This is a genomic window from Pedobacter ginsenosidimutans, assembly GCF_001442625.1.
GTDB classification, from domain to species: Bacteria; Bacteroidota; Bacteroidia; order Sphingobacteriales; family Sphingobacteriaceae; genus Pedobacter; species Pedobacter ginsenosidimutans.
Map to the genome: position 1 here is coordinate 1 of NZ_LMZQ01000014.1, position 25,343 is coordinate 25,343.

Annotated in this window: 14 protein-coding genes; 8 read left to right on the plus strand and 6 right to left on the minus strand. The window is 40.3% G+C overall.

Annotation, left to right across the window (positions count from 1 at the left end; translation table 11 throughout):
* From ASU31_RS17270 to ASU31_RS17290, 5 genes are all read left to right on the plus strand, one after another.
* Positions 1 to 1,730, plus strand: a 1,730-nt coding sequence (locus ASU31_RS17270) for a TonB-dependent siderophore receptor (protein ID WP_057933532.1), incomplete at its 5' end; no start/stop codon positions are given.
* Complete coding sequence (locus ASU31_RS17275) at positions 1,730 to 3,175, plus strand: ABC transporter permease (protein WP_057933533.1); 1,446 nt, start codon at positions 1,730 to 1,732, stop codon at positions 3,173 to 3,175. The genes ASU31_RS17270 and ASU31_RS17275, both read left to right, overlap by 1 nt.
* Before the next feature lie 9 nt (positions 3,176 to 3,184).
* Positions 3,185 to 4,549 carry a DUF3526 domain-containing protein gene (locus tag ASU31_RS17280; protein ID WP_057933534.1) on the plus strand — a complete coding sequence of 455 codons (1,365 nt, stop codon included), beginning with the start codon at positions 3,185 to 3,187 and terminating at the stop codon, positions 4,547 to 4,549.
* Positions 4,550 to 5,128: 579 nt separating this feature from the next.
* On the plus strand, positions 5,129 to 8,371 hold the full coding sequence (locus ASU31_RS17285; protein ID WP_057933535.1) for a SusC/RagA family TonB-linked outer membrane protein: 3,243 nt from the start codon (positions 5,129 to 5,131) through the stop codon (positions 8,369 to 8,371).
* A gap of 29 nt (positions 8,372 to 8,400) precedes the next feature.
* Positions 8,401 to 10,401 (plus strand): RagB/SusD family nutrient uptake outer membrane protein, encoded by a 2,001-nt coding sequence (locus tag ASU31_RS17290; RefSeq protein ID WP_057933536.1) that lies wholly within the window; start codon positions 8,401 to 8,403, stop codon positions 10,399 to 10,401.
* A gap of 69 nt (positions 10,402 to 10,470) precedes the next feature.
* Here the strand turns inward: ASU31_RS17290 and ASU31_RS17295 are convergent, their stop codons facing one another.
* A complete protein-coding gene (locus tag ASU31_RS17295) occupies positions 10,471 to 10,746 on the minus strand; it encodes a Txe/YoeB family addiction module toxin (RefSeq protein WP_057933537.1) in 276 nt (91 codons plus the stop codon).
* Between the two features lie 3 nt (positions 10,747 to 10,749).
* Positions 10,750 to 11,025 (minus strand): type II toxin-antitoxin system Phd/YefM family antitoxin, encoded by a 276-nt coding sequence (locus ASU31_RS17300; RefSeq protein WP_057933538.1) that lies wholly within the window; start codon positions 11,023 to 11,025, stop codon positions 10,750 to 10,752.
* A 348-nt stretch (positions 11,026 to 11,373) separates the two neighbouring features.
* On the opposite strand from ASU31_RS17300, the gene ASU31_RS17305 reads away from it, so the two are divergent.
* From ASU31_RS17305 to ASU31_RS17315, 3 genes are all read left to right on the plus strand, one after another.
* Positions 11,374 to 12,378: a family 43 glycosylhydrolase gene (locus tag ASU31_RS17305; RefSeq protein WP_057933539.1), complete on the plus strand. Its 1,005-nt coding sequence runs from the start codon at positions 11,374 to 11,376 to the stop codon at positions 12,376 to 12,378.
* Between the two features lie 5 nt (positions 12,379 to 12,383).
* A complete protein-coding gene (locus ASU31_RS17310; RefSeq protein ID WP_057933540.1) occupies positions 12,384 to 15,347 on the plus strand; it encodes a glycoside hydrolase family 2 protein in 2,964 nt (987 codons plus the stop codon).
* A 558-nt stretch (positions 15,348 to 15,905) separates the two neighbouring features.
* Positions 15,906 to 17,573 (plus strand): GH39 family glycosyl hydrolase, encoded by a 1,668-nt coding sequence (locus ASU31_RS17315; RefSeq protein WP_057933541.1) that lies wholly within the window; start codon positions 15,906 to 15,908, stop codon positions 17,571 to 17,573.
* Positions 17,574 to 18,258: 685 nt separating this feature from the next.
* Here ASU31_RS17315 and ASU31_RS17320 read toward each other — a convergent pair.
* From ASU31_RS17320 to ASU31_RS17335, 4 genes are all read right to left on the minus strand, one after another.
* Complete coding sequence (locus ASU31_RS17320) at positions 18,259 to 19,512, minus strand: glycoside hydrolase family 28 protein (protein ID WP_057933542.1); 1,254 nt, start codon at positions 19,510 to 19,512, stop codon at positions 18,259 to 18,261.
* Positions 19,513 to 19,541: 29 nt separating this feature from the next.
* Positions 19,542 to 22,313: a glycosyl hydrolase gene (locus ASU31_RS17325; RefSeq protein WP_057933543.1), complete on the minus strand. Its 2,772-nt coding sequence runs from the start codon at positions 22,311 to 22,313 to the stop codon at positions 19,542 to 19,544.
* Positions 22,314 to 22,317: 4 nt separating this feature from the next.
* Positions 22,318 to 22,626, minus strand: coding sequence for an L-rhamnose mutarotase (gene rhaM, locus ASU31_RS17330; protein ID WP_057933695.1), 309 nt, complete (start codon positions 22,624 to 22,626; stop codon positions 22,318 to 22,320).
* 263 nt (positions 22,627 to 22,889) lie between these two features.
* Positions 22,890 to 25,343: a glycoside hydrolase family 31 protein gene (locus ASU31_RS17335; RefSeq protein ID WP_057933544.1), complete on the minus strand. Its 2,454-nt coding sequence runs from the start codon at positions 25,341 to 25,343 to the stop codon at positions 22,890 to 22,892.

The following is a 25,343-nucleotide window of genomic DNA, read 5'->3' on the forward strand; positions in this document are numbered from 1 at the left end:
CGGCCGGAAGTTTCAGCACCATTAGAGGCGCTTTAGATTTTACAGGTCCTTTAAATACCGATAAAACGCTGCTTTACCGGCTTAATGTAGGTTATGAAGACAGTAAAAGCTTCAGAGACCTGCAATACAGAAAGGGTTACCTGATTGCCCCTTCTTTTTCATACATCCCGAACGATCGAACCAGCTTAAATGTAGAAGTGGTAATGAACAACAGCAACTCAAGGTTAGACCGTGGGCAGGCTATTTTTGGCGCAATTGCTGGTAAAACAGATTTAAAAAGCACACCGATCAGTTTCAATATGGGTGCCAGTAACGACCGCTTTAACAGCCAGGATTTAATGTTGATGACCAATTTTTCGCATAGCCTTACACAGGATATTGTATTTAACGTGGCCTATATGAAGCAAAACTGGAACGAAGATCTTTTAGAACATAGAACTACCAATGCTTTTGGCGTTGACGAAAACAATCAACCTATCCCTACATTAGCGGCTATGCGTGCCGTTCAGCGTCAGCAAAAATGGCGGACCGACAATTTAAGCACCTATTTCAGCATAAACGCCAATACTTTTAACTTAAGCCACAAACTGGTAATCGGGTACGATAGAATAAACACCCAGAAACTGCGGGGCGGTGGCGAAAACTCGGCTCAGGGTTACCGTTTAAAAGATGGAAGCATCGCAGCAAGGTACGATCCAACAAAAAAGGACCTCTATTTATTTAAGGCAATAAATGGTATAAATGCACCCGTGCCCAATGTAGAGCACTTTAACCTCGCCAACCCAACCTATACCATTAAAAATTTAAGCGATTACGTTTTTACCAAAACAGAAATTCCGGCTGCATATAATCTGGTTAACGCAGTATACCTGCAGGATCAGATAAAATACCATCAGCTTACCTTAACATTGGGTTTACGACAAGAGTGGTATGAGGATTACAGCAATTACAAATTGGCTACCGAAAAGAAAATTTATCAGCATAAGCTTTTGCCAAGGGCCGGAATTACCTATGCCATAAACGCAAACATTAACCTTTACGCAACCTATCTACAGGGGTACCAACCACAAGGCAATACCTCAACCCTGGTTATTGTTCCACCACCTGCAGGCACCAATTTTAAGCCTTTAGAAAGTGATTTAAAAGAGATTGGTGCAAAATCTGAATGGTTGAATAAAAGTTTAATGGTTAACATTTCGGTATTCGAAATCAACCAGAAAAACCTATTGATGAATGCAAACGATCCGTTGGATGTAAACCGCCTGATAGAACGCGGTGCCCAACGCAGCCGTGGTGTCGAATTCGAAGCTTCTGGCTTTATCAGGTCTAACTGGCAGTTTAATGCTGGTTATAGTTATGTAGATGCCATTATTAAGGATGATTTTAATCCTGATTTAATTGGTCAACGGGTGCAGAACACACCAAAACACAGTGCCAGCTTATGGACACGCTACAACTTTGAAAGCCGTAAGCTAAAGGGAATAGGTTTTGGAGCAGGTTTACAGTATAGCGGCACGAAACTTCCCTTGTACATCAGAGATTTTGTACTGCCGGCTTATACCCTTTTAGATGCCGCGCTTTATTATTCGCCTGCTGGTTCTAAGGTACAACTGGCTGTAAATATGAATAACATTTTAAATAAAACCTATTGGGTTGGCGCACAAAACTATCTACGCCTTTTCCCTGGTACTCCAAGAAATGTAATGTTTAACGTAACCTATAGAATATAATGCCAAATAGAATAAGCACTATAGCTAAACAAACTTTTAAAACCGCCCTTAACAACAGGGCCACCTTAGCCTTAACCCTTTTATTAGGTTTATCGCTTGGTTTGGCTACCTATGTAGGCTGGCAAAATTTTAAAACACAAAACAATCAGCGCCTGCACTATAAAGAATTGGTTAGGGCACAATGGCTGGCAAAACCAGATAAACATCCACACCGGATGGCGCACTATGGTTACCTCGCCTTTCGCGAGAAACACGAACTCAGTTTCTTCGATTTTGGGATAGAGAGTTTTGCAGGTGTGTCGATCTTTTTAGAAGCGCATAAACAAAACACAGTAAATTTTAGTGAAGCAGGTTTTTCTAACGGCATGTTGCGCTTCGGCGAAATCAGTGTGGCCATGGTGCTGCAACTCCTGGTACCATTACTCATTTTCTTCTTAGGTTACAACAGCATTTCGGCTGAGCGCGAATCGGGAACATTAAAGATACTGCTATGCCAAAATGTAAGCTGGAAACAGCTTCTCTGGGGCAAAACATTGGGTATAATTGGTGTTTGTTTGTCGATATTTATCCCGCTTATGCTGCTTACCATTTTGCTATGGGCCTCGCTAAGTCATTGGCAGATTAGTGGTGATGCCAGTTTGCGCTTAATGATATTGATTTTTAGCTATGCAATTTATTTCTTCATTGTATCGGCCATAACGGTTTTGGTTTCGGCATTTGCGCGCAGTTCTAAATCAGCCCTAACTACTTTATTGGCCTGCTGGATATTTTTTATGGTCATTATGCCCAGGATTACCCAGGCAATCGGCGTAAAAATCTATCCCTCGCCATCTAAAATAGCGTTTGCAGATGCCATTGCTGCCGACATCCATAAACAGGGTGATAGCCATAATCCAGATGACCCACATTATGCTGCAATTAAAGACTCACTACTCAAAACTTACGGTGTTACCGATGTAAAAAAACTGCCTTTTAACTATGGTGGCTATATTATGGCAGAGGGCGAAAAAATAACCTCAAAAATTTACAGCAACCACCAAAGGGAACTGAATAAAATTTTTGAAAAGCAGAACAGCATTACAGCGGTAGCAGGTTTCATGAACCCTTATCTATCCCTAAAACATATTTCGATGGCCATAACAGCCTCTGATTTTGACACCTTTGTTGATTTTCAGAACCAGGCAGAAGCCTACCGCTATCAGCTGGCTCAAAAGATGAATAAACTTCAGATAGATAAGATCAGCAACATTGCCCCAGGAGAAAAAGAAAAACCTTTGGCCATTAGTAAGGCCAACTGGGCCGAACAACCTGATTTCAATTACCGCTTTGGCAAATTAAGTTCAGTAATAACAAATGAGTTATTGGCACTAAGTGCTTTAACCTGTTGGTTATTGGCAACGGTTATGCTGCTACAGTACACGACCAGGTGGATTAAAACGATATAGTTATTAAGCATGAAAAAAAGTATATATAACCTCGAATTTAAACTGTTTTTTAGAAACGGCTCCTCATGGATAGGCATCATTGTGTTGCTGATTACAGGCTTTGCCGGTTTGTATTTCGGCAAAACATTTATTGACAATCAACAGGCTGTAATTGAAAAAGCAGCAATGCTACAAAAGAAAAATACCCTCAGCAATATCGATCATTTTGGTAAAGATATTGGCCTACTGTTTTACCACAATAAGTTTTCATTGGCTAATGCGCCCAATGCCTGGGCTGCCTTTGCTAATGGGCAGCGGGATATTAACCCTTATTTAATCTCGGTAACCATGCTGGGTTTAGAAGGTCAGATTTACGATACAGATATTAATAATCCGGTAAGCCTGCTTTTTGGTAACATGGATCTGAGTTTTGTATTTATCTTTTTATTTCCCCTGGTGATTATTGCCTTTAGCTATAACTTACTTTCGGAGCAAAAAGAAAGTGGAGTCTGGTCGCTTTTAAGCGCGCAAACTAACCAGTCTTTTCAGGTAATCTGGCAAAAATTTTTAGTTAGGGTGGCCGTAATTTTTTCTGTTGCTTTGTTCCTATTATTTGTAGCTATTCTTTATCTGCATTTGCCTGTAGATTTCATTTTCTTTTCAATAACTGCACTTATTATGTTTTATCTGGCCTTCTGGTTTGCAGTTTCATTTTTTATCATTTCTTTAGCAAAATCATCTAACTTTAATGCATCGGCATTGGTTGCCGTTTGGGTACTTATCTGCATTGTAATTCCAGCATCACTTAACCTTTTTCTTACCCGAAAATATCCCATGCCAGAGGCACTGCAGAATGTAATTAACCAACGCGAGGGCTATCACGAAAAATGGGATATGGCCAAAGAAGTTACAATGAAACCATTTTTTGAACATTATCCGCAGCTGAAGCAATATCCTTTCCCACAAGAGAAAACTTTTAGCTGGTTCTGGTATTATGCAATGCAACAGATGGGCGATGATCAGGCAATGGTAAGCAGGCACGCAATTGAGAATAAACTGGCCGCCAGACAGCGATTTACAAATACGCTTGCATTTTTCTTCCCTACCATACAAACCCAGTTGGGGATAAACAATATGGCTGGATCGGACCTTAATAACCACCTCGATTTCCAACAGGCGGTTAGAAAATATCACGAGCAGATCCGCTTGCATTTTTATCCAACAATTTTTCTTAATAAGGCAGTAGACAGTACAGATATTAAGGACTATAAACTGGAAAAATATAGTCCGCAGCAAAAGCCATCGGTATGGGTAAATCTCCTTTCCATATCGCTATTTACAGCTATCCTAATTGGATCAACAGCTTTTAACTTTAAAAGGCAGGAACAATTTTAAGTTTACTACGGTTGAAACAATATAAAAATGGTCTGTGTTTACATAGACCATTTTTTTTATCATAAAAACGTTAAAAAGTTACAAATATTGAATAGGTGATGGCTTGTCAAATAAAAACTAGCTGAAATCAAAAACAGTATGGGTTAATCTCAGGTTGCAGCAAATAACTATTGAACCATTTACTAAAACCTATAACCCAAAAAAGAAAATCTTTACATCTGGCTGTGCCTACAGGATGGAACAGGATGGACTAACGAAATAAAAGTTCTAATCTCGTATAACCAAATATAATCAATTATTTTAATCGATACTTATATGAGCAAGAAAAACCACACATCAAACAATGCAATCGTTTGCACTTAATCACTCCTATACTGCCATTTAAAGCCTTAAGAACGAAGCAAAGACTATTGTAGTCAAAAAAACATTAAAAACTAACTCATTTTCATTCCACAACTGCTAATTCATCCAATAAATAACGGATTAATTGCTTAATCATATGCCCTCAAAACAGATAGCACATTCCATCTGATATGCTATTTGGCTAAATAACCAAATATTTACATAACCAATAAAACTATGGATCTTAATTTTTATCCAGAAAATCTAAAGCGACGAAAAGGCTCTTCGTACAAAAAAATCCTGATTACGGGTATGTCGGCGTTGTGCCTACTCTGTGTGGCGAATACTGCAGATGCGACCAACCGTAAAGCAATACCAAGAACTGTGGGTACAAACATTTCAACGAGCAAACGAGATGTTAACCTTAAAGGAAAAATTGTTGATGAAAAAGGTGAAACTTTAGTTGGCGTTAGCATTAAAGTGAAGGGCACTACCATTGTTGCTTCTACCGATGCCAACGGTGCTTTCTCCATTACTATCCCATCAACCGTGAGCAACCCGGTTTTGGTGGTTTCGTACATTGGATATACCACACAAGAGGTATCTGTTGATGGAAAAACAACGATCAGCATCCAATTAAAAAGTTCCACAAATGATTTAGATGAGGTTGTAGTTGTTGGTTATAATACCGTAAAGAAAAGTGACTTAACGGGAGCGGTTGTAAGCGTGGGTGCAGAACAGATCAGATCGAGACCCGTACAAAATGCATTACAAGCCATACAAGGCAAAGCAGCCGGGGTTGATGTTACTTCGAACGAGCGCCCAGGTCAGATTGGCTCCATTTTAATCAGAGGTGTAAGATCTATAAATGCTAGTAATTCACCTCTTTACGTCGTAGACGGTATTCCGTTTGCCGCAGGTGGTATCGAAGCTATCAATCCTAACGATATTGAAACCATCGACATTTTAAAAGATGCATCGGCAACTGCAATCTATGGATCAAAAGGAGCAAACGGCGTTGTTCTGGTTACCACTAAAAAAGGTAAAGCCGGCAGATTAACTTTAGATTATGTGGGTACGGCAACCATCGAAACCATCCAGGATAGAACACAGATGATGAATGCTGCCGAATACATAGAATTCCGTCGCGATGCTTACCGTCGTGTAGGTTATTTAAATCCTGCAGCGCAGGCAAGCAGCACCTATCCCACTATACCAACACAAGCAGATGATAACCGTATATTCCCTAACGATAGTTATGTAACGGCGAACATTGCCCAAGGCTGGCAAAATGGAGTTTACAATGGCGGCTTAGTGCCCACAACAAATTGGACTGATTTGGTTACACGGACTGGCATTACTCAAGACCATGTATTAAGCGCCAGTGGTGGTACAGACAAATTAAAAGCCTACGCCTCATTTGGCTACTTAAACCAGATTGGTACAGAACTTGGCCAGGATTATAACCGTTATACTTCTAAGGTAAGTGTAGAATTGAATCCGGTAAAGTGGTTTAAATTCGGGGCTAACATTACCGCATCTTATGGCTTGCAGAACTATGGATTTTCAACAGGTAATGCAACAGGGCCGAGCAGTTTATATGGCGCAGCACTTGGCATGCTGCCTGTTGCTGTACCTTTTGATGTAAATGGTAACAGGATTAATTTACCAGGTGCCGATATCAATATTCAAAATCCAGTGGGTGAGGATCAATACAATATTAACTTACGTAAAGTGTTAAGAACAATCGGCTCTTTCTATGCTGAAGTAAGCCTTTTAAAAGGATTAAAGTACCGTATTAACTTCGGGCCTGATTTTTACAACAACTACAACGGAAGATATCAGGACGCAAAATCAATCAATCGCGGTGCGGGCGAATCAGGTTCTACCAATTATGCTCAGCTTAACCAAAACAACAGATTTGCCTATACGCTAGATCACTTGGTTTACTACGATAAAACAATAAAAAAGCACAACTTTGGCGTTACTTTATTGCAGAGTTCATCGCTCTTTAAAGAAGAGAGTTCATCAATGACGGGAACTAAAATCCCTTTAAGTAACCCACTTTGGTATGGCTTAGGCGGGGCCAATATTCCGAGCCTTGATGCTTTTAGTACCGATTTGAGCAGAAACACGCTTGTATCTTACATGGCCAGGGTTAATTACAGCTTTAATAGCAAATACCTGTTAACTGCATCTGCCCGTTGGGATGGTGCATCGCAATTAGCTGAAGGCAACAAATGGGACTTTTTCCCTTCTACTGCAATTGCGTGGCGTATAGATCAGGAAGATTTCATGAAAAATATTAAATGGGTTGATCAATTGAAACTTCGATTAGGTGTGGGTAGTGTAGGTAATTCGGCCATTTCTTATGGAACAACTTTAGGTAAATTACAGCCCTTAACTTATACTTATGGTGGTTCGGTACAAACCGGATATGTAGCTTCTGATGCATCACTGGCCAATCCGCCTACCTTACCAAACAAGGCGCTTGGGTGGGAGCATACCTTACAATATAACCTTGGTCTTGATTTTAGTTTAGTTAAAGGAAGAGTTGGCGGTTCCGTAGACTTATATAAATCTAAAACCACCGACCTGTTATTGCAAAAAGATATCTCTTCGATAAATGGTTATACTTCATCTTTCGATAACATTGGAGAAACCCATAATAAAGGTATCGACATTACCCTGAACACTGTGAACTTAAAAAACAAAGATTTTAGCTGGTCTACAACATTAAGTTTCTCGGCGAGCAAAGATAAAGTGGTTAAATTGGCCAACGGCGATGTAATTGGCAGTTTATTGTTCATCGGTCAAAGGGTTAGAGTGGCCTACGATTTTGTAAAAGATGGCATCTGGCAAAATACGCCTGAAGACTTAGCTGAAATGGCAAAATTTAATGCTAACCTACCGGCAGCAAGCGCTTTTAAACCAGGCAGCATTCGGGTTAGGGACTTAAATAACGATTATAAAATTGATGCCAATAACGATAGAATGATAAGAGGAAGTTACACGCCAAGCTGGACCAGCGGGATTACCAATACTTTTAATTACAAAAACTTCGACCTTTCTATTTTTATTATTGCACGATATAATTTCTTGATTGCCACAGGTGCAGAATCGCTTCAGGGCCGTTTTGCCCAACGCTTGGTTGACTATTGGACACCAACCAACCCAACAAACGATTATCCTGCACCAAATTATGGAAGTGCAGCCGGCGACCCTTACAGAAGTTCTATGAACTACCAGGACGGATCTTTCGTAAAAATCAGAAATATTTCATTGGGTTATTATTTCCCAGAAAAAATTGCTAAAAAATTAGCGTTATCTAAATTAAGGGTATATGCACAGGCCATTAATCCGGGTTTAATTTACTCTAATGTTGGCTGGGTTGATCCCGATTCGGGCATCTCATCCAACAATACCGTTACCTCAACTTTTAACAGAGGTGTAGTATTTGGTGTTAATGTTAGCCTGTAATCCTTAATCGCTATTTAAAGAAATTGATCATGAAAAAGATTATAAATATATTATCGGGTGCTGCAATATTAGGAGGATTAATGATTTTCCCTACTTCTTGCAAAAAAAGCTTCTTAGATGAAGAAGTTGTTAATGCCCGTACCACTGCAGATTTTATCACAACTGATGGCCTCGACGGTTTAACCATAGGCATGTACCAAAGTTTAAAATTTCATTTTAATTACACCTGGGCATACACTACATCCAACTATGGAGTGGATGAATTTACCGTTGGTGGAGATAGAACCGAACAAATGTGGAACTCTTACGACGCAAGTTTAAATTCCCTTAATTCGGATGTGGCCAGTGTATGGGATAATATGTACGAAAACATAAATTCGGCCAATATTCTTATCAAGAACGTGCCGTTGTATTATCAGGTTGCAAGTAAAAACACACGCCTGGGCGAAGGTTATTTTATGCGTGCTTTCGATTACTTTAAACTGGTAAAACAGTATGGTGGTGTTCCATTGAGGTTAGAAGCACAGGATTTCATTCAGGAAGAATTTACAAGGAACAGCGCAAAAGAGGTATATGAGCAAGTGATTCAAGATTTCACACAGGCTTATAACTTTTTACCGGCTACAGTAACAGAAACCGGGCGGATTACCAAATGGGCAGCTGCGCACTTTTTGGCAAAAGCATATTTATTCCGTGCAAGCGAAATAAACAATGCATGGAATAGCGATACCAAAACTGCTGATTTACAAAATGCAGTAAAATATGCCGACCTGGTGATTAACAGCGGTCAGCATACCCTGGCTACCAACTTTAGCGATTTATGGAATTTCACCACCATTGATGGCGCGAACGAAACCAACAAAGAAATCATATTAGCCGCACAATTTTCTGGCAATACAGCTACTCAGGGGCGTTATGGTAACCAGGTACATTTGTATTATCCCTCTATTTACCAAAATTTACCCGGTATGCAACGCGATATCCCGGGCGATCGTGAATTCCAGCGTTTAAGATCTACGGATTATGCCCTCGATGTTTTCGACCGTGTAAACGACTCGAGGTTTTGGAAAAGTTTTAAAACACGTTATTTATGTAATAGGCCTGCCGGAGCACCACTTTGGACAGCAGGAACAGCGCCAACACCAGATCTTGTTGGTAAAGCAAAATTTGCCGGCGGAGAAGAATCTATTTTATATATCGTTAATAATGCAGGCGATACCAGGTATACACCTGCCGTTGCAAATGCAAACCCTGCACTTCCCACCGATATTGGCCGCCGCAAACCAAGTATGTATGTAAGGTATTTTGCTGGCCAACCCCAAAGTTATTTGGGTGGGCATGGAAATTATGGTGTAAGTCAGTTTGTTGCTTTATCTAAATTTATGGATGGTTCCAGAAATGCTGTTGCATCACAATTTGGTCAACGTGATGGCATTTTAGCACGCCTGGCAGAAACCTATTTAATTGCAGCTGAAGCTTACGGACGAATGGGCCAGTTTGCGCAGGCCATTCCATACCTAAATAAAGTTAGAGACCGCGCTGCGTATAAAGAGGGAGAAGACAGATCAGCGTATGTAGATGGTGGTGCGTCGTATAAAAACAACCCTGCTGCAAACACAGCGCCATTTGTTTCATACTCTGATAAAAACAGCTATTTCGAGTCGAATAACCTAACCGCCACAACTGCCACTACCCTAACCGGTATGCACTTAAATAGCGAGGCCGATATATTTAACTCCAACAAAGAGTTTTATGATAAAATTGGTGCTACCTCACAGGAAAATAAGTTTACAGCTTTTATCTTAAACGAACGCTCGAGAGAGCTAATGGGCGAGTTATTGCGTTGGGAAGATTTGGCACGTACCAAAACATTGGTGGCCAGAACCGCTGCCTTTAACGATGAGGCAAAGCCTTCAGAAAGCAAACATTACCTGCGCCCAATTCCTCAAAGTTTCTTAGATGTGATTAAGAGCGGGGGCGCAGCATTAACACCTGAACAAAAACAAGCTATGCAAAACCCAGGTTGGTAAGCAAATTAAGCCTTAAAAAAAGAGCAATTTACCTTCGGGTTTATTGCTCTTTTTTTGTTTGGATATTTACTATTTATTGTAGTGAAACCGGCATTGAATAACGGCACATTGTTGATCTTTACCTTTGGTGCCCGATATTTGATAAACCAGACGATGCTCCCCGGTAATCCGCCGCGACCAAAAGCCCTTTAAATTATGCTTTAATGGTTCTGGTTTGCCCAAACCATGAAACGGAGTTCTCTTTATGTCCTTCAACAGTTCTCTGATTTTTCTTTCTGCTTCCGCATCGTTATCCATCCAATATTCAAAATCTTCCCAAGCTTCTTCAGTGAATACGATATTCATAGCTTAGTCCTCAACCGATTTTCCGTCTTCTAAAGAGAATCTCCTAGTTTTACCTACTTTCAAACTTTCAATTGAGTTTTCTAATCTTTTACGATTTGCTTCCGTTGACATGAGATGTGCAGTTTCGGTAAGTGCATTATATTCTTTAATTGAAATCACTACAATAGCATCATCTTCATTATTATTTCTTGGAACAATCAAAACGTCCTCTGTAGCACTTACCTCATCGAAATAGCCTTTCATGTTTGTTCTCAGAGAAGAAATGGTCACTGCTTTCATATTTATAAAATTTGTACAATCAAATGTACATCATAACGTACAAAAAACCAAAGAAAAATAAATAACATGACCTATATTATTATTTCCTTTCATCTTATATTCGGCTCCGTTAAATTGTATTACTTTTGTTACCACCTCGCTATATCGGATAAAGCATTCTTTCAAGCATTTGAAAAGCGCTAAAAGCTGTTTATCCATATGCAACCTATTCTCTACAGGATAGAGCAGGATGGCACTCTCAATTTTAAACGTTAATCTCGTTTAAACTATTTAACCAAATATTTCCTTTTTATTAATGGCGTTTTTATTCCAATGGTATAGAAACTGTCCAATAATGATCAATTTGAGATGAAGAAACTCCTCCTTGCCTTTTTGATACTATTTTCTATATGTGCTTTTGCTCAAAAAAGCAATAAAACAACGCTAGTTCCCAAGCCATTGTACAGCGATCCTGTTTATGATGGCGCTGCCGATCCGGTGGTAATCTGGAATAAAGGAGAAAAGAAGTGGTTTATGTTTTATACCAACCGCAGGGCAAGTGCTAAAAACCTCGATGGTGTAAGTTGGGTACATCGCACACGTATCGGCATTGCAGAATCAGAAGATGGTGTAAAATGGAAGTACCGCGATACCTGCGATATTCAATACCGGCTAACTGATTATACACATTGGGCACCCGAAGTAATCGAAAATAAGGGATTATACCATATGTATTTAACCTATGTGCCTGGCGTTTTTAAAGATTGGCGCCACCCACGGTACATTGTTCACCTTACCAGTAAAAATCTCATCAACTGGAAATTCGAATCCAAACTGAACCTGGCCTCCGATCGCTGCATTGATGCCTGTGTATTTAAATTGCCTGATAACAAAGGCTGGCGCATGTATTACAACAATGAAATGGCTGGCAAATCCATCTATTATGCCGATAGTAAAGATCTGTACAACTGGGAAGATAGCGGCAAAAAGTTAATTGGCGATAAAGGCTGTGAAGGCCCGAAAGTTTTCTATTGGAAGAACACTTATTGGATGGTGGTCGACAACTGGAACGGTTTAGGCATATATTCATCTACCGACCTCCTCACCTGGAAACGCCAGCCCAAAAACATTTTACAGGCACCCGGAAAAGGAACCGATGATGGTGTAATGGGCGGCCATGCCGATGTTGTGGTGAATGGAGATAAAGCCTACATCTATTACTTTACCCACCCTGACCGAACACCTGAAAATAAAGGAATCGATAACTACACGACCAGAAGAAGTGTAATTCAACTGGCAGAACTAGAATACTCCAATGGTGAAATCAGCTGCAACCGTGATAAATCCTTAGCTATTAAATTAAGCCCTAACTAAATATAATGAAGCATATTTACCTTTTCTTAATGGTTGCACTACTGCCCTTTGTGGCTTTGGCGCAACAATCAGTTAGCCAGAGAAAAACCTACAACTTTAATCCTGGCTGGAAACTCTTTGTAGGTGATTTACCAGGTGCAGAAAATACCGATTTTGATGATAAGGCATGGAAACCGATTACCCTACCCTATGCCTGGAACGAAGATGAAGCTTTCAAAAAATCTATAGAAGATTTATCAACCGGTATTGCCTGGTACCGCAAACATTTTACCATTTCAGAAACCAATCAAAGCAGTAAAATATTCCTTGAATTTGAGGGCATCAGGCAGGCTGGTGAATTTTACCTGAACGGAAAATTTATTGGCCGGCATGAAAACGGCGTAATGGCCTTTGGGTTCGACATTAGCAGCTTAATTAATCAGAACAGAGAAAATGTGATTGCAGTTAGAATCGATAATGCCTGGAACTACAAAGAAAAGGCGACCAACTCTGGCTACCAATGGAACGATAAAAATTTTAATGCCAATTATGGGGGGATATCGAAAAACGTACGCTTGCATGTTACCGGTAATGTATATCAAACACTTCCTCTTTATTCTACTTTAAAAACAACAGGTAACTACTGTTACGCTAAAGATTTCAATATTAAAGGTAAATCTGCCTTAGTGGTTTCCGAATCGCAGGTTAAAAATGAAAGTGCTGCAGATCAAAAACTGGTTTATGAGGTAGAACTTAAAGACCTTGATGGAAAAATTGTTAAAACTTTTAAATCTGCAGAAACCAATATCAAAGCTGGCGATACTTTAACCTTAAAAGCACAGGCATTGGTAACGGACTTAAATTTTTGGAGCTGGGGCTACGGCTACTTGTACACGGTTACTTCAAGATTAAAATCTGAAGGCAGGATTATCGATGAGCTGAGCACCAAAACCGGATTTAGAAAAACAGCATTTAAAAACGGCATGGTTTATTTAAACGACCGGGTATTGATGATGAAGGGTTATGCCCAGCGCAGCAGTAACGAGTGGCCGGCAATAGGCCTATCGGTACCTCCTTGGCTAAGCGATTACAGTAATCAACTCATGGTAGAAAGTAATGCCAATTTGGTACGTTGGATGCACATTACACCCTGGAAACAGGATATAGAATCTTGCGACCGTGTAGGTTTGATCCAGGCCATGCCAGCCGGAGATTCGGAAAAAGATGTTACCGGAACCCGTTGGGACCAGCGAAAAGCGGTAATGACAGATGCCATTATTTACAACCGCAATAACCCGAGTATCGTTTTTTACGAATGTGGAAACGAATCGATCAGTACAGCGCACATGCAGGAAATGAAAGACATTAGAAATCTTTATGATCCAAATGGCGGCAGAGCTATTGGGTCGAGAGAAATGCTCGATATCCCTGAAGCCGAATATGGCGGCGAAATGTTGTACATCAATAAAAGTGCAACCAAACCAGTATGGTCTATGGAATATTCGAGAGATGAGGCCCTACGGAAATATTGGGATGAATTCTCCCCTCCCTTCCATGTAAATGGTGCAGGTCCGAAATACAAAGATGCCGATGCCAGCGATTATAACCGCAACCAGGATTCTTTTGCCATTGAAGATGTAATCCGTTGGAACGAATATTACGAAGAACGCCCAGGAACAGGAACCAGGGTAAGTTCTGGTGGGGTAAACATTATATTTTCTGATTCCAATACCCACCATCGCGGCGAAGAAAACTACCGCAGAAGTGGTGAAGTGGATGCAATGCGCATTCCTAAAGATGCCTTTTTTGCACACAAAGTAATGTGGGATGGTTGGGTTGATGCAAAAAAAACTGGCATCCACTTAATCGGGCACTGGAACTACAAAGCTGGCGTTAAGAAGAATGTATATGTGGTAGCCAGTGGCGACAAGGTAGAGCTGATTTTGAACAATAAATCGCTGGGTTTTGGCGAAAAAAGTAATGGTTTTCTGTTCACCTTTAAAAACATAACTTACCAGTCAGGTACAATAAAGGCCATTTCTTATTCCTCATCAGGAAAAAAACTGGCAGAAACTCAACTAAAAACAGCGGGCAAGCCAGTAGGGTTAAAACTTACTGCAATGAAAAACCCAAGCGGTTTTAAGGCTGATGGCGCAGATGTGGTGCTGGTTCAGGTTGAAGTAACAGATCAGGATGGAAACCGTTGCCCTACGGCTTCAAATATGGTTAACTTTAGTTTAGATGGCCCTGCCGAATGGCGCGGAGGCATAGCCCAGGGACCAGATAATTATGTTTTGGCTAAAAACCTGCCAGTAGAAAATGGGGTAAACAGAGTGCTCATCAGATCGACAACTGCCGCCGGGAAAATTAATTTAACCGCAAAAGCAGAAGACTTACAGTCTGCAAGCCTTTCTTTCGAAACTTTACCGGTTAATACTGCTCAGGGATTATCTAACCAATTACCAAGTGATGGTTTGAAACCGAACTTAAGCAAAGGTGCAACACCACTTGATCCCTCATACACAGTTTCCCGTAAATCGATCAAAATTGTTGCTGCCGAAGCGGGTGCAAACAGCGAAAAAGCCAACTTAAGCTTCGATGATAATGAATTGAGCGATTGGGTAAACGATGGAAAGATCACTTCCGCATGGATCAAATATACTTTAGCGAAAGAAAGTACAGTATCAGCAGTCTCCTTAAAATTAAATGGTTTTAGAACCAAAATTTATCCATTAAGGATCCTGGTTGATGGAAAAGTGGTTTTCGAAGGCAATAGCAAACCCAGCCTGGGTTATTTTACAGCAAATTGCAAAGCAACAAAAGGAAAAACAGTTACCATACAGTTAGTAGGCTCCGGAAAAGAAAAAGAAAACTCATATATTGGCGTAGAGGTAAATGGTAAAAAACTTGATGATGGTGTTGACCGTGCAGAAACCAAACTAAAAGGTGGTATAAGTATTATTGAAGCAGAAATTTACGAGCAGCCTTAAACGATGAACTGTCCGTAGCGTTAAGCGCAGCCTCTCTACGGATTTAATTATAAGATTGAGTATCAAACTCAACTGACAAGAACGAGTCGGAGACTCATTTCCATTGATAGTCCGTAGAGCCCTACTGAACGCTACGGACAGATTTTGAGATCTTTGAACCAAGTTATTGAAATGAAATTTAAAAGATTTCTCCTCCGAAGGAGTTCCTTTGGAACACTGCGGTCGAAATGACGACACTTCGAGGAGACAAATTAGCCCTCAGATTGATATTAAATAACATGAACTGTCCGTAGAGTTAAGCGCAGCGTCTCTACGGATTTAATTATAAGATTGAGTTTCAAACTCAACTGACAAGAACGAGTCGGAGACTCTTTTCCATTGATAGTCCGTAGAGCCCTACTGAACGCTACGGACAGATTTTGAGATCCTTGAACCAAGTTATTGAAATGAAATTTAAAAGATTTCTCCTCCGAAGGAGTTCCTTTGGAACACTGCGGTCGAAATGACGACACTTCGAGGAGACAAATTAGCCCTCAGATTGATATTAAATAACACTATATGAAAACATTTAAAAAAGCTTATTTCCTACTATTTAGCTTAAGCATTTTCATCCATACGGCGAATGCGCAGTCTAAAGCCAGCATCGAGGTTAATTTCGACAAGAATATAGCGCCCATGAAACCCATTTGGGCCTGGTTTGGCTACGATGAACCGAATTACACCTATATGAAAGATGGCCAGAAGTTATTGACCGAGATTTCTAAATTAAGTCCGGTTCCGGTATATGTACGTGCGCATAACCTGCTAACCTCCGGAGATGGCACACCTGCTTTAAAATGGGGATCTACCAATGCCTATACAGAAGATGCAAAAGGTAATCCGGTTTACGACTGGAAAATTGTTGATCAGATTTTCGATACCTACGTAAAAAGAGGCATGAAACCTTTGGCTCAAATAGGCTTTATGCCTGAGGCACTTTCAACCAAACCTCAACCCTATCAACACAAATGGAAACCTGGCGCCCGGTATGATGAAATTTTAACCGGCTGGGCCTATCCGCCAAAAGATTATAAAAAATGGGGCAATCTGGTTTACGAATGGGTAAAACATTGTGTAGCACGATATGGCAAGGCTGAGGTAGAAAGCTGGTATTGGGAAGTGTGGAACGAGCCGGATGGCGCTTATTGGAAAGGTACACAGGCCGAATTCTTTAAACTTTACGATTACGCTGCCGATGGACTAAAACGTGCTTTACCTACTGCGAAAATTGGTGGTGCCAACGTAACAGGTGGCGGAACGAAGTACCTGGATGCCTTTATCAAACATTGTTTAAACGACACCAATTATGTAACAGGTAAAATCGGTTCTCCTTTAGATGCTGTTCTTTTTCATGCGAAAGGCTCACCAAGGGTGGTTAATGGAACTGTAGTGATGAATGTAAGGGCTCAGCTCCGCAATATTGATGGAAATTATAAGATCATTAGTAAATACCCTCAACTTAAAAATATCCCTGTAATTATCGGCGAATCCGATCCTGAAGGCTGTGCAGCCTGTGGCATGAGTACCAATCCTGAAAATGCCTACCGAAACGGCACGATGTACTCGAGTTACACCGCAGCTTCTTTTGCCCGGCTTTACGAAATTACAGATAAATATAACATCAACCTTTTAGGTGCTGTTACCTGGTCGTTCGAATTTGAAAATCAGCCTTGGTTTGCAGGTTTTCGCGATTTAGCCACCAATGGTGTTGATAAACCTGTGTTAAATGTATTCAGTATGTTTGGCCAGATGAAAGGGAACCGTGTTGAAGCCATAAGTAACCGCATGTACAATTTAAATTCTATTTTAGATTCAAGCATCCGAAAACCGCAGACAGATATAGGTGTTTTAGCCACTAAAGCTGAGAAAACCGCTGCTGTTATGTTGTGGAATTACCATGATGAGGATAAAGCGGATTCGAAAGATGTTGTTTCCATCTTGTTGAATAAATTACCTGCAAAAACGGTAACTGTCACAGTATATCTCATTGATACCGAAAACAGCAATTCTTATTCAGAATGGAAAAAAATGGGTTCACCTCAAAATCCAGATGCGAAACAAATTGCAGCATTAGAAAAATCCGGCCAGCTTAAAATGATTGGTAAACCCAGGAAATTTGACACCTCGGCTGCTTTTGAAATTGAACTAGCCAGGCAGGGTGTTGCTTTATTGAAGCTTGACTGGTAGCATTTTGCTTTTTTGCTACCGAAACACAGAAATAAAAAAGGTATTTTTCTCCAATTCCGTGGTCTGTGTCTCCACAGACCACCTAAATATTCTTTTTTCCGTTCTGTGAGGACACATACCGAGGATGAAGGTTACCCACAATCTCAGCCGACGCTCGTTTCTAACAAGCGTTAAATAAACAATCGTTTATAACGATATAATCGTAATGTTATTTACGCACTCGTTTGGAAACGAGCGCGAGCAATGAAAATTGCCGTGGTTTGTGTCTTCACAAACCACCTAAATATTATTTTTTCGTTCGGTGAGGACACATACCGAGGTTAAAGTTGACACTAAATACTTTCACATTTAGAGCGCAAGGCCTGTAGTAAATACTAAATTTCTTCCCGTTTTCCGCTTCGCTTCCTCGTGCCTCGTTGCTGCAGGGTATCGCTTCAACAGGGGCTAAGTGGCTACAACAGCATTTCATTTGTAAAGTTGCAGGGTGCACAAACCCTCGTTCCTAAACCCGATTGTAATGTAAAGCCCAAAGCGTAGCGAGGACTTGAAATGAAGCGGGACTAAAAACCGCCAAGAACCACAAGCCGTTTATTTTCTAATACTAAAATATTTTTAGGGGAACACAATGCTTGTACTACACAATTTACCGTTGCCCGCTGACTGAAATTATTAGTTATCTTCAGCACTAAGGTTTAACGACCAATGGTGCTCCGTTTACCATTACGTTCTCAATTTTAACATCCTGATATCTGTTTTTCAAAAATGGTGTTTTAGTCGTTACTTCCAAATTTTTAAAAAGAAAACCAGATACTTTATCTTCAGGATTCCCATCCATTTCGCCAAATTTTGTTGCTTCTACTTTAATGTTTGAGATCTTGATGTTTCTAATCGTACCAAATGGCTTTGCGGTGCTACCGGCCAAATCGAAAAACTGTTTCCAGGGATTTAAATCAATGATAGCGCCACATTTCCCGGTAATGTTTTCTACCGTAATATTTTCGTAGAGCTGAAACGTATCTCCACGCATTTTCATTTTTAAAATCGGACAGTTATTCTCTACCTTACAGTTTCGCATGGTAATATTGCGCGCATGAATACACTCGCTTCCCATGGTTAAAGTAGCATGTGCTTCGCCAATGGTACAGTTTTCAATTAAAATATCTTCAACAATACCATTTTCTGGCAGTTTCTGTGCATCGGGTCCTTTACCACCTTTAATGCAAATGGCATCATCATTTACAGAGATATAACAGTTCCTGATCGTTACTTTTTTACAAAAATCAATGTCTATACCATCAGTGCTGGGTGCTTTTACAGGCCTAAATGGCGAACGGATGTCGCAATTCTCAATTAATACATCATTAGATTGATACAAATGGGTTGTCCAGAATCCAGAATTACGCAATTTCACCCCCTTAATATTCACATTATTGCATCCCCAGATAAAAAGTAACCGTGGGCGGCTCACTTCAAGGTTTGTAGATTCTTTTCCTAATTTTTTAAGCGAATCGCGATGTGCCCAGAATGTTCTCCAGAATTTGAGGCCATTTCCATCAATAGTGCCTGGGCCTGAAATACTAAAACCATCTACTTTTGTTGCATTAATTAATGCCGCAAAGTATTTAAGGCTCCTGCCTTCCATCCGCGATGGGATAAAAGGGTAATCTTTTATGTTATCAGATCCTTTAAGTACCGCGCCTTCTTGCAACAAAAGCTTCGTTTTAGGCTTAAAAAAGAGTGCTCCGCTAAGATAAACACCTTTAGGGATTACAATCGTTCCTCCTCCTTTTTGATAAGCCTTGTCTATTACACTTTGAATAGCTTTGGTATTCAGTTTGGTGCTATCGGCATCAACACCAAATTTTGTGATGACATAATCTTGAGCCATGGCATTTATACCAATGGCGATCAACAAAGCGAGTATAATGAGTTTTTTCATGATAAAATGCAAGGGATGATGATATACGATTAATTGAAAGCTGTAATACTTACCGGGCCGATTAAGCCCGAAGGCATTACATTCCAGCCCGAAGCGTCAAAATCCTTATAGTTAATATTTACGAAATTGATTTCGTGGTAATTTCGCCACTGTATTTTTTTGATATCCATATCACGGATGCGGTTCGCCATCAAATTAACCACTTCAATTTTGATGGTATTATGGCCTGCTTTTAAATATTTGCCAACACGGGCCTGAAAAGGAATACTCCATAAAATACCAACTTCCTGTCCATTGATCCACACCCTGGCACACTCATCAACCTCGTTCAGATTTAAAACATACTCTTTAGCAGTTTTAGAACTCAGCGTAAAGCTTGAAGTATAAACACCAGTACCAGAAAAGGCCTGTAATTTAGGGTCGTTTAAAGTAGTCCAGCTTACCAGTTTAGCTAACTGCTGATCTGCAGGAAGCTCCGGCCCACCTTCGGTAAAATGTAAATTCCATGGTTGGTTAAGATTGATTGAATGGGCAGCTTTGTTTAAATAAACCCAAGGAGTTTTGGTTGTTCCATTCTGACCGACCTTTAAAAACAAACTTTCTCCCGATTTAAGCTGTACACGAACCTTTTTATCGCGTACTGCCGCCAAACCTACATTCGAGCTTTGCGGATCCATGATTAAAACCTGTCCTTCTTCATTTAAGGAAAGTTCAGTATCAATATCTTTAGCGGTGTGGTTAACCAGATAATAATATTTACCAGTTGTTGTTTTCCTTCTGATAAACTGAAGGCCCGAATCGGTTAAAGTTTCTCTGTTAATGCCGATTGCATTTAATGCTTTTTGCACATTGTTAGCCAATAAAATTACTCCTGCACCAACTTTAAACTGTTTAATACCATCTGCGCCATCTGTAAAAATCAATTTAGCCAGGCTGGCCTTTAGCTGTTTGCGTCTTACTTCCAGATTATTTAAACCAGGAACATCTTTAGGCAATGCCTGAAAAATGACTTTCGCTCCGCTGCTGGCCAGTTTTATCATTTGATCTAGCGTTTCCGTGCTCATCATTTCGCATTGCGGAACAATTAACACCTGATATGGTGCAGCAGTCGCATTGGTACTTATTAATGCCTTGTTAACCGTTGATTGCTTTAACAATCGATCGGATGCAAAATCAAAAGAATAACCCGATTTAGAAAGTTCTTTTGATAGTTTATAAAAGGCTGTTGGGTGCAGCCACTCGTCAACATCATGTACTTTTAAGGGCATATCTAAACCTTTCGCCTTGTTCCATACATCATAAATTGGCCAATAGATTAAAAGTTCATTATCTGGCTTTCCTGATTGGAGAATAGATTGACAACGGGCTATATAGTTATTTAATCCTTGCGCCTGTGGCCATAAACTGTTGTTCAGGTTCATTTCTACCGAGGCATAAAACAGCCATCCCGGCCAGGATACATTTGCTGGCGAATTGGTGGTTCCATGATAAAAAATATGGTTTATCCCTGCCAGGAACAATTGCTCAGCTTCTGGTTTACATTGCGAAAATGAAGTTTTAAAATGCTCGGTTAACCAGGTAAAGGTTTCGGAAGACGCCAGTTTTTTGCCGCCTGTATGTGCTGCAGATGATGCAAATTTGCTCATTATCGGATCGGGATCTACGTTGCGGATATCTCCAGCATCACGCCTAAGACCTGGAATCGGGAAGTAACTTGAACCAAAGGTTTCGGTTTCAGGAATATCAACCGCTCCATAAAGATCGAGCAGATTGCCTGGCGAACCATGCGACTGGTTTTTGGTCACCGATTTAAGCTGATGCGCCCAATTACTCCAGTTTTGCGTAAAATTATGGAGCAAAAGTTCATCCATGGTTTCGCGGTAATCAGATTTTAAACGGGCAATATTTGCATTTGTAGAATCCTTACCGGTTAATTCTTTAATATGACTGGCCAGATCGTAACCCCTGTTTTTCTTAAATTCCTGAAAGAAAGTTGGTGTCCATGTTGCACCATAAACTTCATAACTATCGTTAAAAAACGACCGAACACCTTGTGGTTTGTCTCCAAAAGCATCCGAAAATCTTTTGAGGTAAACATCAACTGCATTTTTATCGAGGTGATCTAAAGTAAAACCTTCGCCTCCAGGTGCTGCACGTTTAACCATTTGTCTGGTTTTACCTGCAAAAGCAGCATAAATATCCCAACTCCCACTACCTGGCGACCAATTTAAAGATCCATCACCCTCAACTTTAGAAAGCAGGTTGAGCACCTCACCATTGTTACCATATGCAGTTAAAGCCTGTAACTGCGCGAAATCCTGTTTGGCTTCTTTAACTTTAATGGTTTCCGTTAACTTTTCTCCCGCCTTGAGTTTATATTGTTGGGTAATCAGTTTGGTAGCGGCGTTTTCGGGCTTAATCTGCGGACCGCCAAAAGGCCAGCCTGTGCCGGTATTCATATCTACACCCAAGCCTAAAGTATTGGCTTTATTTACCGTATGGCGTAATATATTCACCCACTCTGGCGATAAAAACTGCAAATATTGCTTTTCAAAACCCTTAGCGCCATAAATTGGTGTAATTTCTACACCGCCAAGACCAGCATCTGCGTATTTCTTTAAAACCAGGTTCAAATTCTGTTCGTCTACAGCATTTCCCATCCACCACCAGCGGGTCCAGGGTTTCATCTGCTTTTCGATAACAGGCCAATTGCTTTTATTTTTAACAGGCTTTTGTGCTTTAGCTAAACTAAAAATCGATGTACTAAGCAGCAGAACAGAAAAGAATCTATGTAATTGCATATTTTTAATCTAAATGGAATACCATTTCTAAAGGAAATGTTTTTGGAGAATTATCGGCATTGGTTTCCATAATATCGGCCATGTATGCCCACCATTTCTGTACAATCTGGGTGCTGCCCAAATCTTGCGAGGAGCTTCCATTTTGTTGTTGCACGGCAAAAAGTATATTGGTTCCTTCATCTAAAAAAATAGAATAATCGCTGATCCCATTTTCTTTTAACAAAGCAGATAACTCTGGCCAGATCTCATCATGGCGCTTTTTGTATTCTGTTTCAAAACCGGGTTTAAGTTTCATTTTGAATGCAATTTTCATGTTTTCGTTTTTTTTAAGAATTTTCCTCGCCGTGGTTCGTGTCCCCACGAACCGCTAAAATTATGTATTTTATACCCAAACTGAAATCGCTCAGTTTCGGTCTGTGGGGACACAGACCGAGGCACAAACCACCCATTAATTCACGACAAAGCTTCCGCCGAGGTTCGTGTCCCCACGAACCGCTAAAATTATGTATTTTATACCCAAACTGAAATCGTTCAGTTTCAGTCTGTGGGGACACAAACCGAGGAACTAACCACCTATCAATTCACTACAAAGCTCAAATCAGCACTGTTATCTCCGGCTGATTTAACCCAAAGTATTTTATTCTTTGCATCATAAAACCAACCCTCAGTTTTATCCAATTGATCTGGTGTTTTTAAAACTTTCAATTTAATACCATTTTCTGAGACACCATTTGGATCTGCCTTTCCTGTCCAATGTATTTTAGCCAGGTATTTATGTTTAGTTGGCTTAAAATTACCTGCTGGCTTAGCCACTTTCAGTGTTAAATCCGATGCTGTTAAAGAAGAAGTGATCTTCGTTAAAGCAAAGTTCCCTGTTTTGTATGCAGCACTTAAATTATCGTCCTCGTACATATCATATTTAGATAATCCATGAGGAAAAACATCCAGGGTAATCACATCAACAGGTTTTTCACCACTGTAGGCCATTTCTGGCTGCATCGGAATAATACTTCCTGCCTTTACAAACAAAGGAATGGTATCTAAAGGTGCTACGACATGATGATAACTTTTGCCTTCGTATTTTTCGCTCGTCCAGTAGTTAAACCAGCTACCTTCGGGTAGATAAACCGAACGGGTAACGGCGCCTTTGGTGGTTACCGGGGCAACCATTAAGTTATCTCCAAACAGGTACTGATCGCCAATTTCGTATACATTTTCATCATCCTGATGGTTGAGTACCAAAGCCCTCATCATTGGCAAACCTGTTTCGTATTGCTGATGCATACTAGTATACATATAAGGAAACAAACGGTAACGTAACAGATCGTATTTTTTGAAATTACGCAAAGCATCTTCACCATATTTCCAGGGTTCTTTATAACCGGGGTGATCCATCCCAAAAACAAGTGCAATCGGGCTAAACATCCCAAACTGCACCCAACGGATATATAGCTCCGGATCGGCCTGATGTTCGAAACCGCCCATACAATGTGCCCAGGAACCTACACCCGAAAGACCAACATTTAGTCCGGCTTTAATTACCGGAGCAAAGTATTGCCATTCACTAGGCCAATCGCCTGCAAAAATATACGGATAACGTTGAATGCCCGAATAACCCTCCCTGGTTTGATTTAATCCCCTAAAACCGTTAAACTTTTCGAACTCCAAAAACGGTGCTTTGGCATAAGCTATTGGAAAAAGATTGTGCAAACGTTCTGCATCTTTCCCTGTTGGACCAACCTTCTCACTTTCGTTGGCTAAAGATCCAAACGCACTGCCTTCATCGGTTTTCAGAAATTTAGCACCTAATTTTGCTACCCGCATTACGCCATTATCCCACCACCATTGCGTTGCCTTTTCATCAAAAAAGTTTACAAATTCGCCGGGTTTACCATTTTCAGGATAAGTATAACCTTGTGCTCTGGCCTGATCTAACAGATTTAACTTTTTGGCATTATCAAACCGTGGACGCAGATGCAATCCAACCATTTTATAGTTCATGGCGTAAAGACTATCGAACATCGATTTTGGATCTTTAAAGGTTTCTCTCCATTCGAAAGAAGTTGCACCTTTACCTCCATTTTCGCCAAATAACCTCCAGGTAGAATCTAACCAAAGCAGATCAACCGGAATGCCTAACGACCGGTATTTCTTTGCCAACTCAACCACATAATGATCGGAAGTTTGTGCCTCATGGCCCCATGTACCACCACTGTACGTACCTGCATGTAAGCCTAAAGCAAACTGCGGCAACATCGGCGATTTGCCGGTAATACTGGTATAATGATCTAAAATAGCCGGAAAAGTTGGTCCGTACATGAAATAGTAATCCAATTCACCATCAGCAGCCTTGAAACTATACTGATCTTTTTTAGAAGCACCCATATCCCATTCGGTAGCAAAAGAATTATGGAAGAAAATGCCATAACCTTTTGTACTCATAAAAAACGGAACAGGACAATAATTGGCTTCCAATATATTATAAGCACCAATGGCATGCGGCAAACCTTTACCACGCCCAACATTTAAGGTTACTTTTTTAAAGCGGCGGTCCATAAAATCCATGCGCTCGCCAAAACCAAAGAAATGCTCATCGGCCTGCAGTTTTTTGCTTACCCCAACCTGTGTATTTTCTTTAACTATCCCTCCATTGACTTCGCTGCTCAGCAATTTACCTGTGACGTCAAAAACATCAATCCTGAAAGGGGTTTTGTATAATTTAACCACCAATTTTGAGGTACCAAGTAAAAAATGATCCTTTTTATCTGAAACTTTAACCGCTACATTAGCCCAGTTGTAGTTAATCACCATCAGGTTTTCGTTGGCTTCGAATTTCCCGTTCCAACTGGTTCTGATCCTGAAGATTTCTGGTGTACAGAACTCCAATTTCACTTCTCCTTTTGTAGTTAAAAATGAAACGGTATTGCCCGTTTTCTTAAAACCAGATTTATAATCGCCAATACTTTGTGCGCTGGCGAAGGCAAGCATAAAAATTAAGGATAGGGCAAAAGCTAAAAGTTTCTTCATCAT

What these genes read in the sequence shown, in the direction of transcription:
- ASU31_RS17275 (WP_057933533.1), top strand. Translation starts at nt 1,730, where the DNA reads ATGCCAAATAGAATAAGCACTATAGCTAAACAAACTTTTAAAACCGCC.
- ASU31_RS17280 (WP_057933534.1), top strand. Translation starts at nt 3,185, where the DNA reads ATGAAAAAAAGTATATATAACCTCGAATTTAAACTGTTTTTTAGAAAC.
- ASU31_RS17285 (WP_057933535.1), top strand. Translation starts at nt 5,129, where the DNA reads ATGGATCTTAATTTTTATCCAGAAAATCTAAAGCGACGAAAAGGCTCT.
- ASU31_RS17290 (WP_057933536.1), top strand. Translation starts at nt 8,401, where the DNA reads ATGAAAAAGATTATAAATATATTATCGGGTGCTGCAATATTAGGAGGA.
- ASU31_RS17295 (WP_057933537.1), bottom strand. Translation starts at nt 10,746, where the DNA reads ATGAATATCGTATTCACTGAAGAAGCTTGGGAAGATTTTGAATATTGG.
- ASU31_RS17300 (WP_057933538.1), bottom strand. Translation starts at nt 11,025, where the DNA reads ATGAAAGCAGTGACCATTTCTTCTCTGAGAACAAACATGAAAGGCTAT.
- ASU31_RS17305 (WP_057933539.1), top strand. Translation starts at nt 11,374, where the DNA reads ATGAAGAAACTCCTCCTTGCCTTTTTGATACTATTTTCTATATGTGCT.
- ASU31_RS17310 (WP_057933540.1), top strand. Translation starts at nt 12,384, where the DNA reads ATGAAGCATATTTACCTTTTCTTAATGGTTGCACTACTGCCCTTTGTG.
- ASU31_RS17315 (WP_057933541.1), top strand. Translation starts at nt 15,906, where the DNA reads ATGAAAACATTTAAAAAAGCTTATTTCCTACTATTTAGCTTAAGCATT.
- ASU31_RS17320 (WP_057933542.1), bottom strand. Translation starts at nt 19,512, where the DNA reads ATGAAAAAACTCATTATACTCGCTTTGTTGATCGCCATTGGTATAAAT.
- ASU31_RS17325 (WP_057933543.1), bottom strand. Translation starts at nt 22,313, where the DNA reads ATGCAATTACATAGATTCTTTTCTGTTCTGCTGCTTAGTACATCGATT.
- rhaM (WP_057933695.1), bottom strand. Translation starts at nt 22,626, where the DNA reads ATGAAAATTGCATTCAAAATGAAACTTAAACCCGGTTTTGAAACAGAA.
- ASU31_RS17335 (WP_057933544.1), bottom strand. Translation starts at nt 25,343, where the DNA reads ATGATGAAGAAACTTTTAGCTTTTGCCCTATCCTTAATTTTTATGCTT.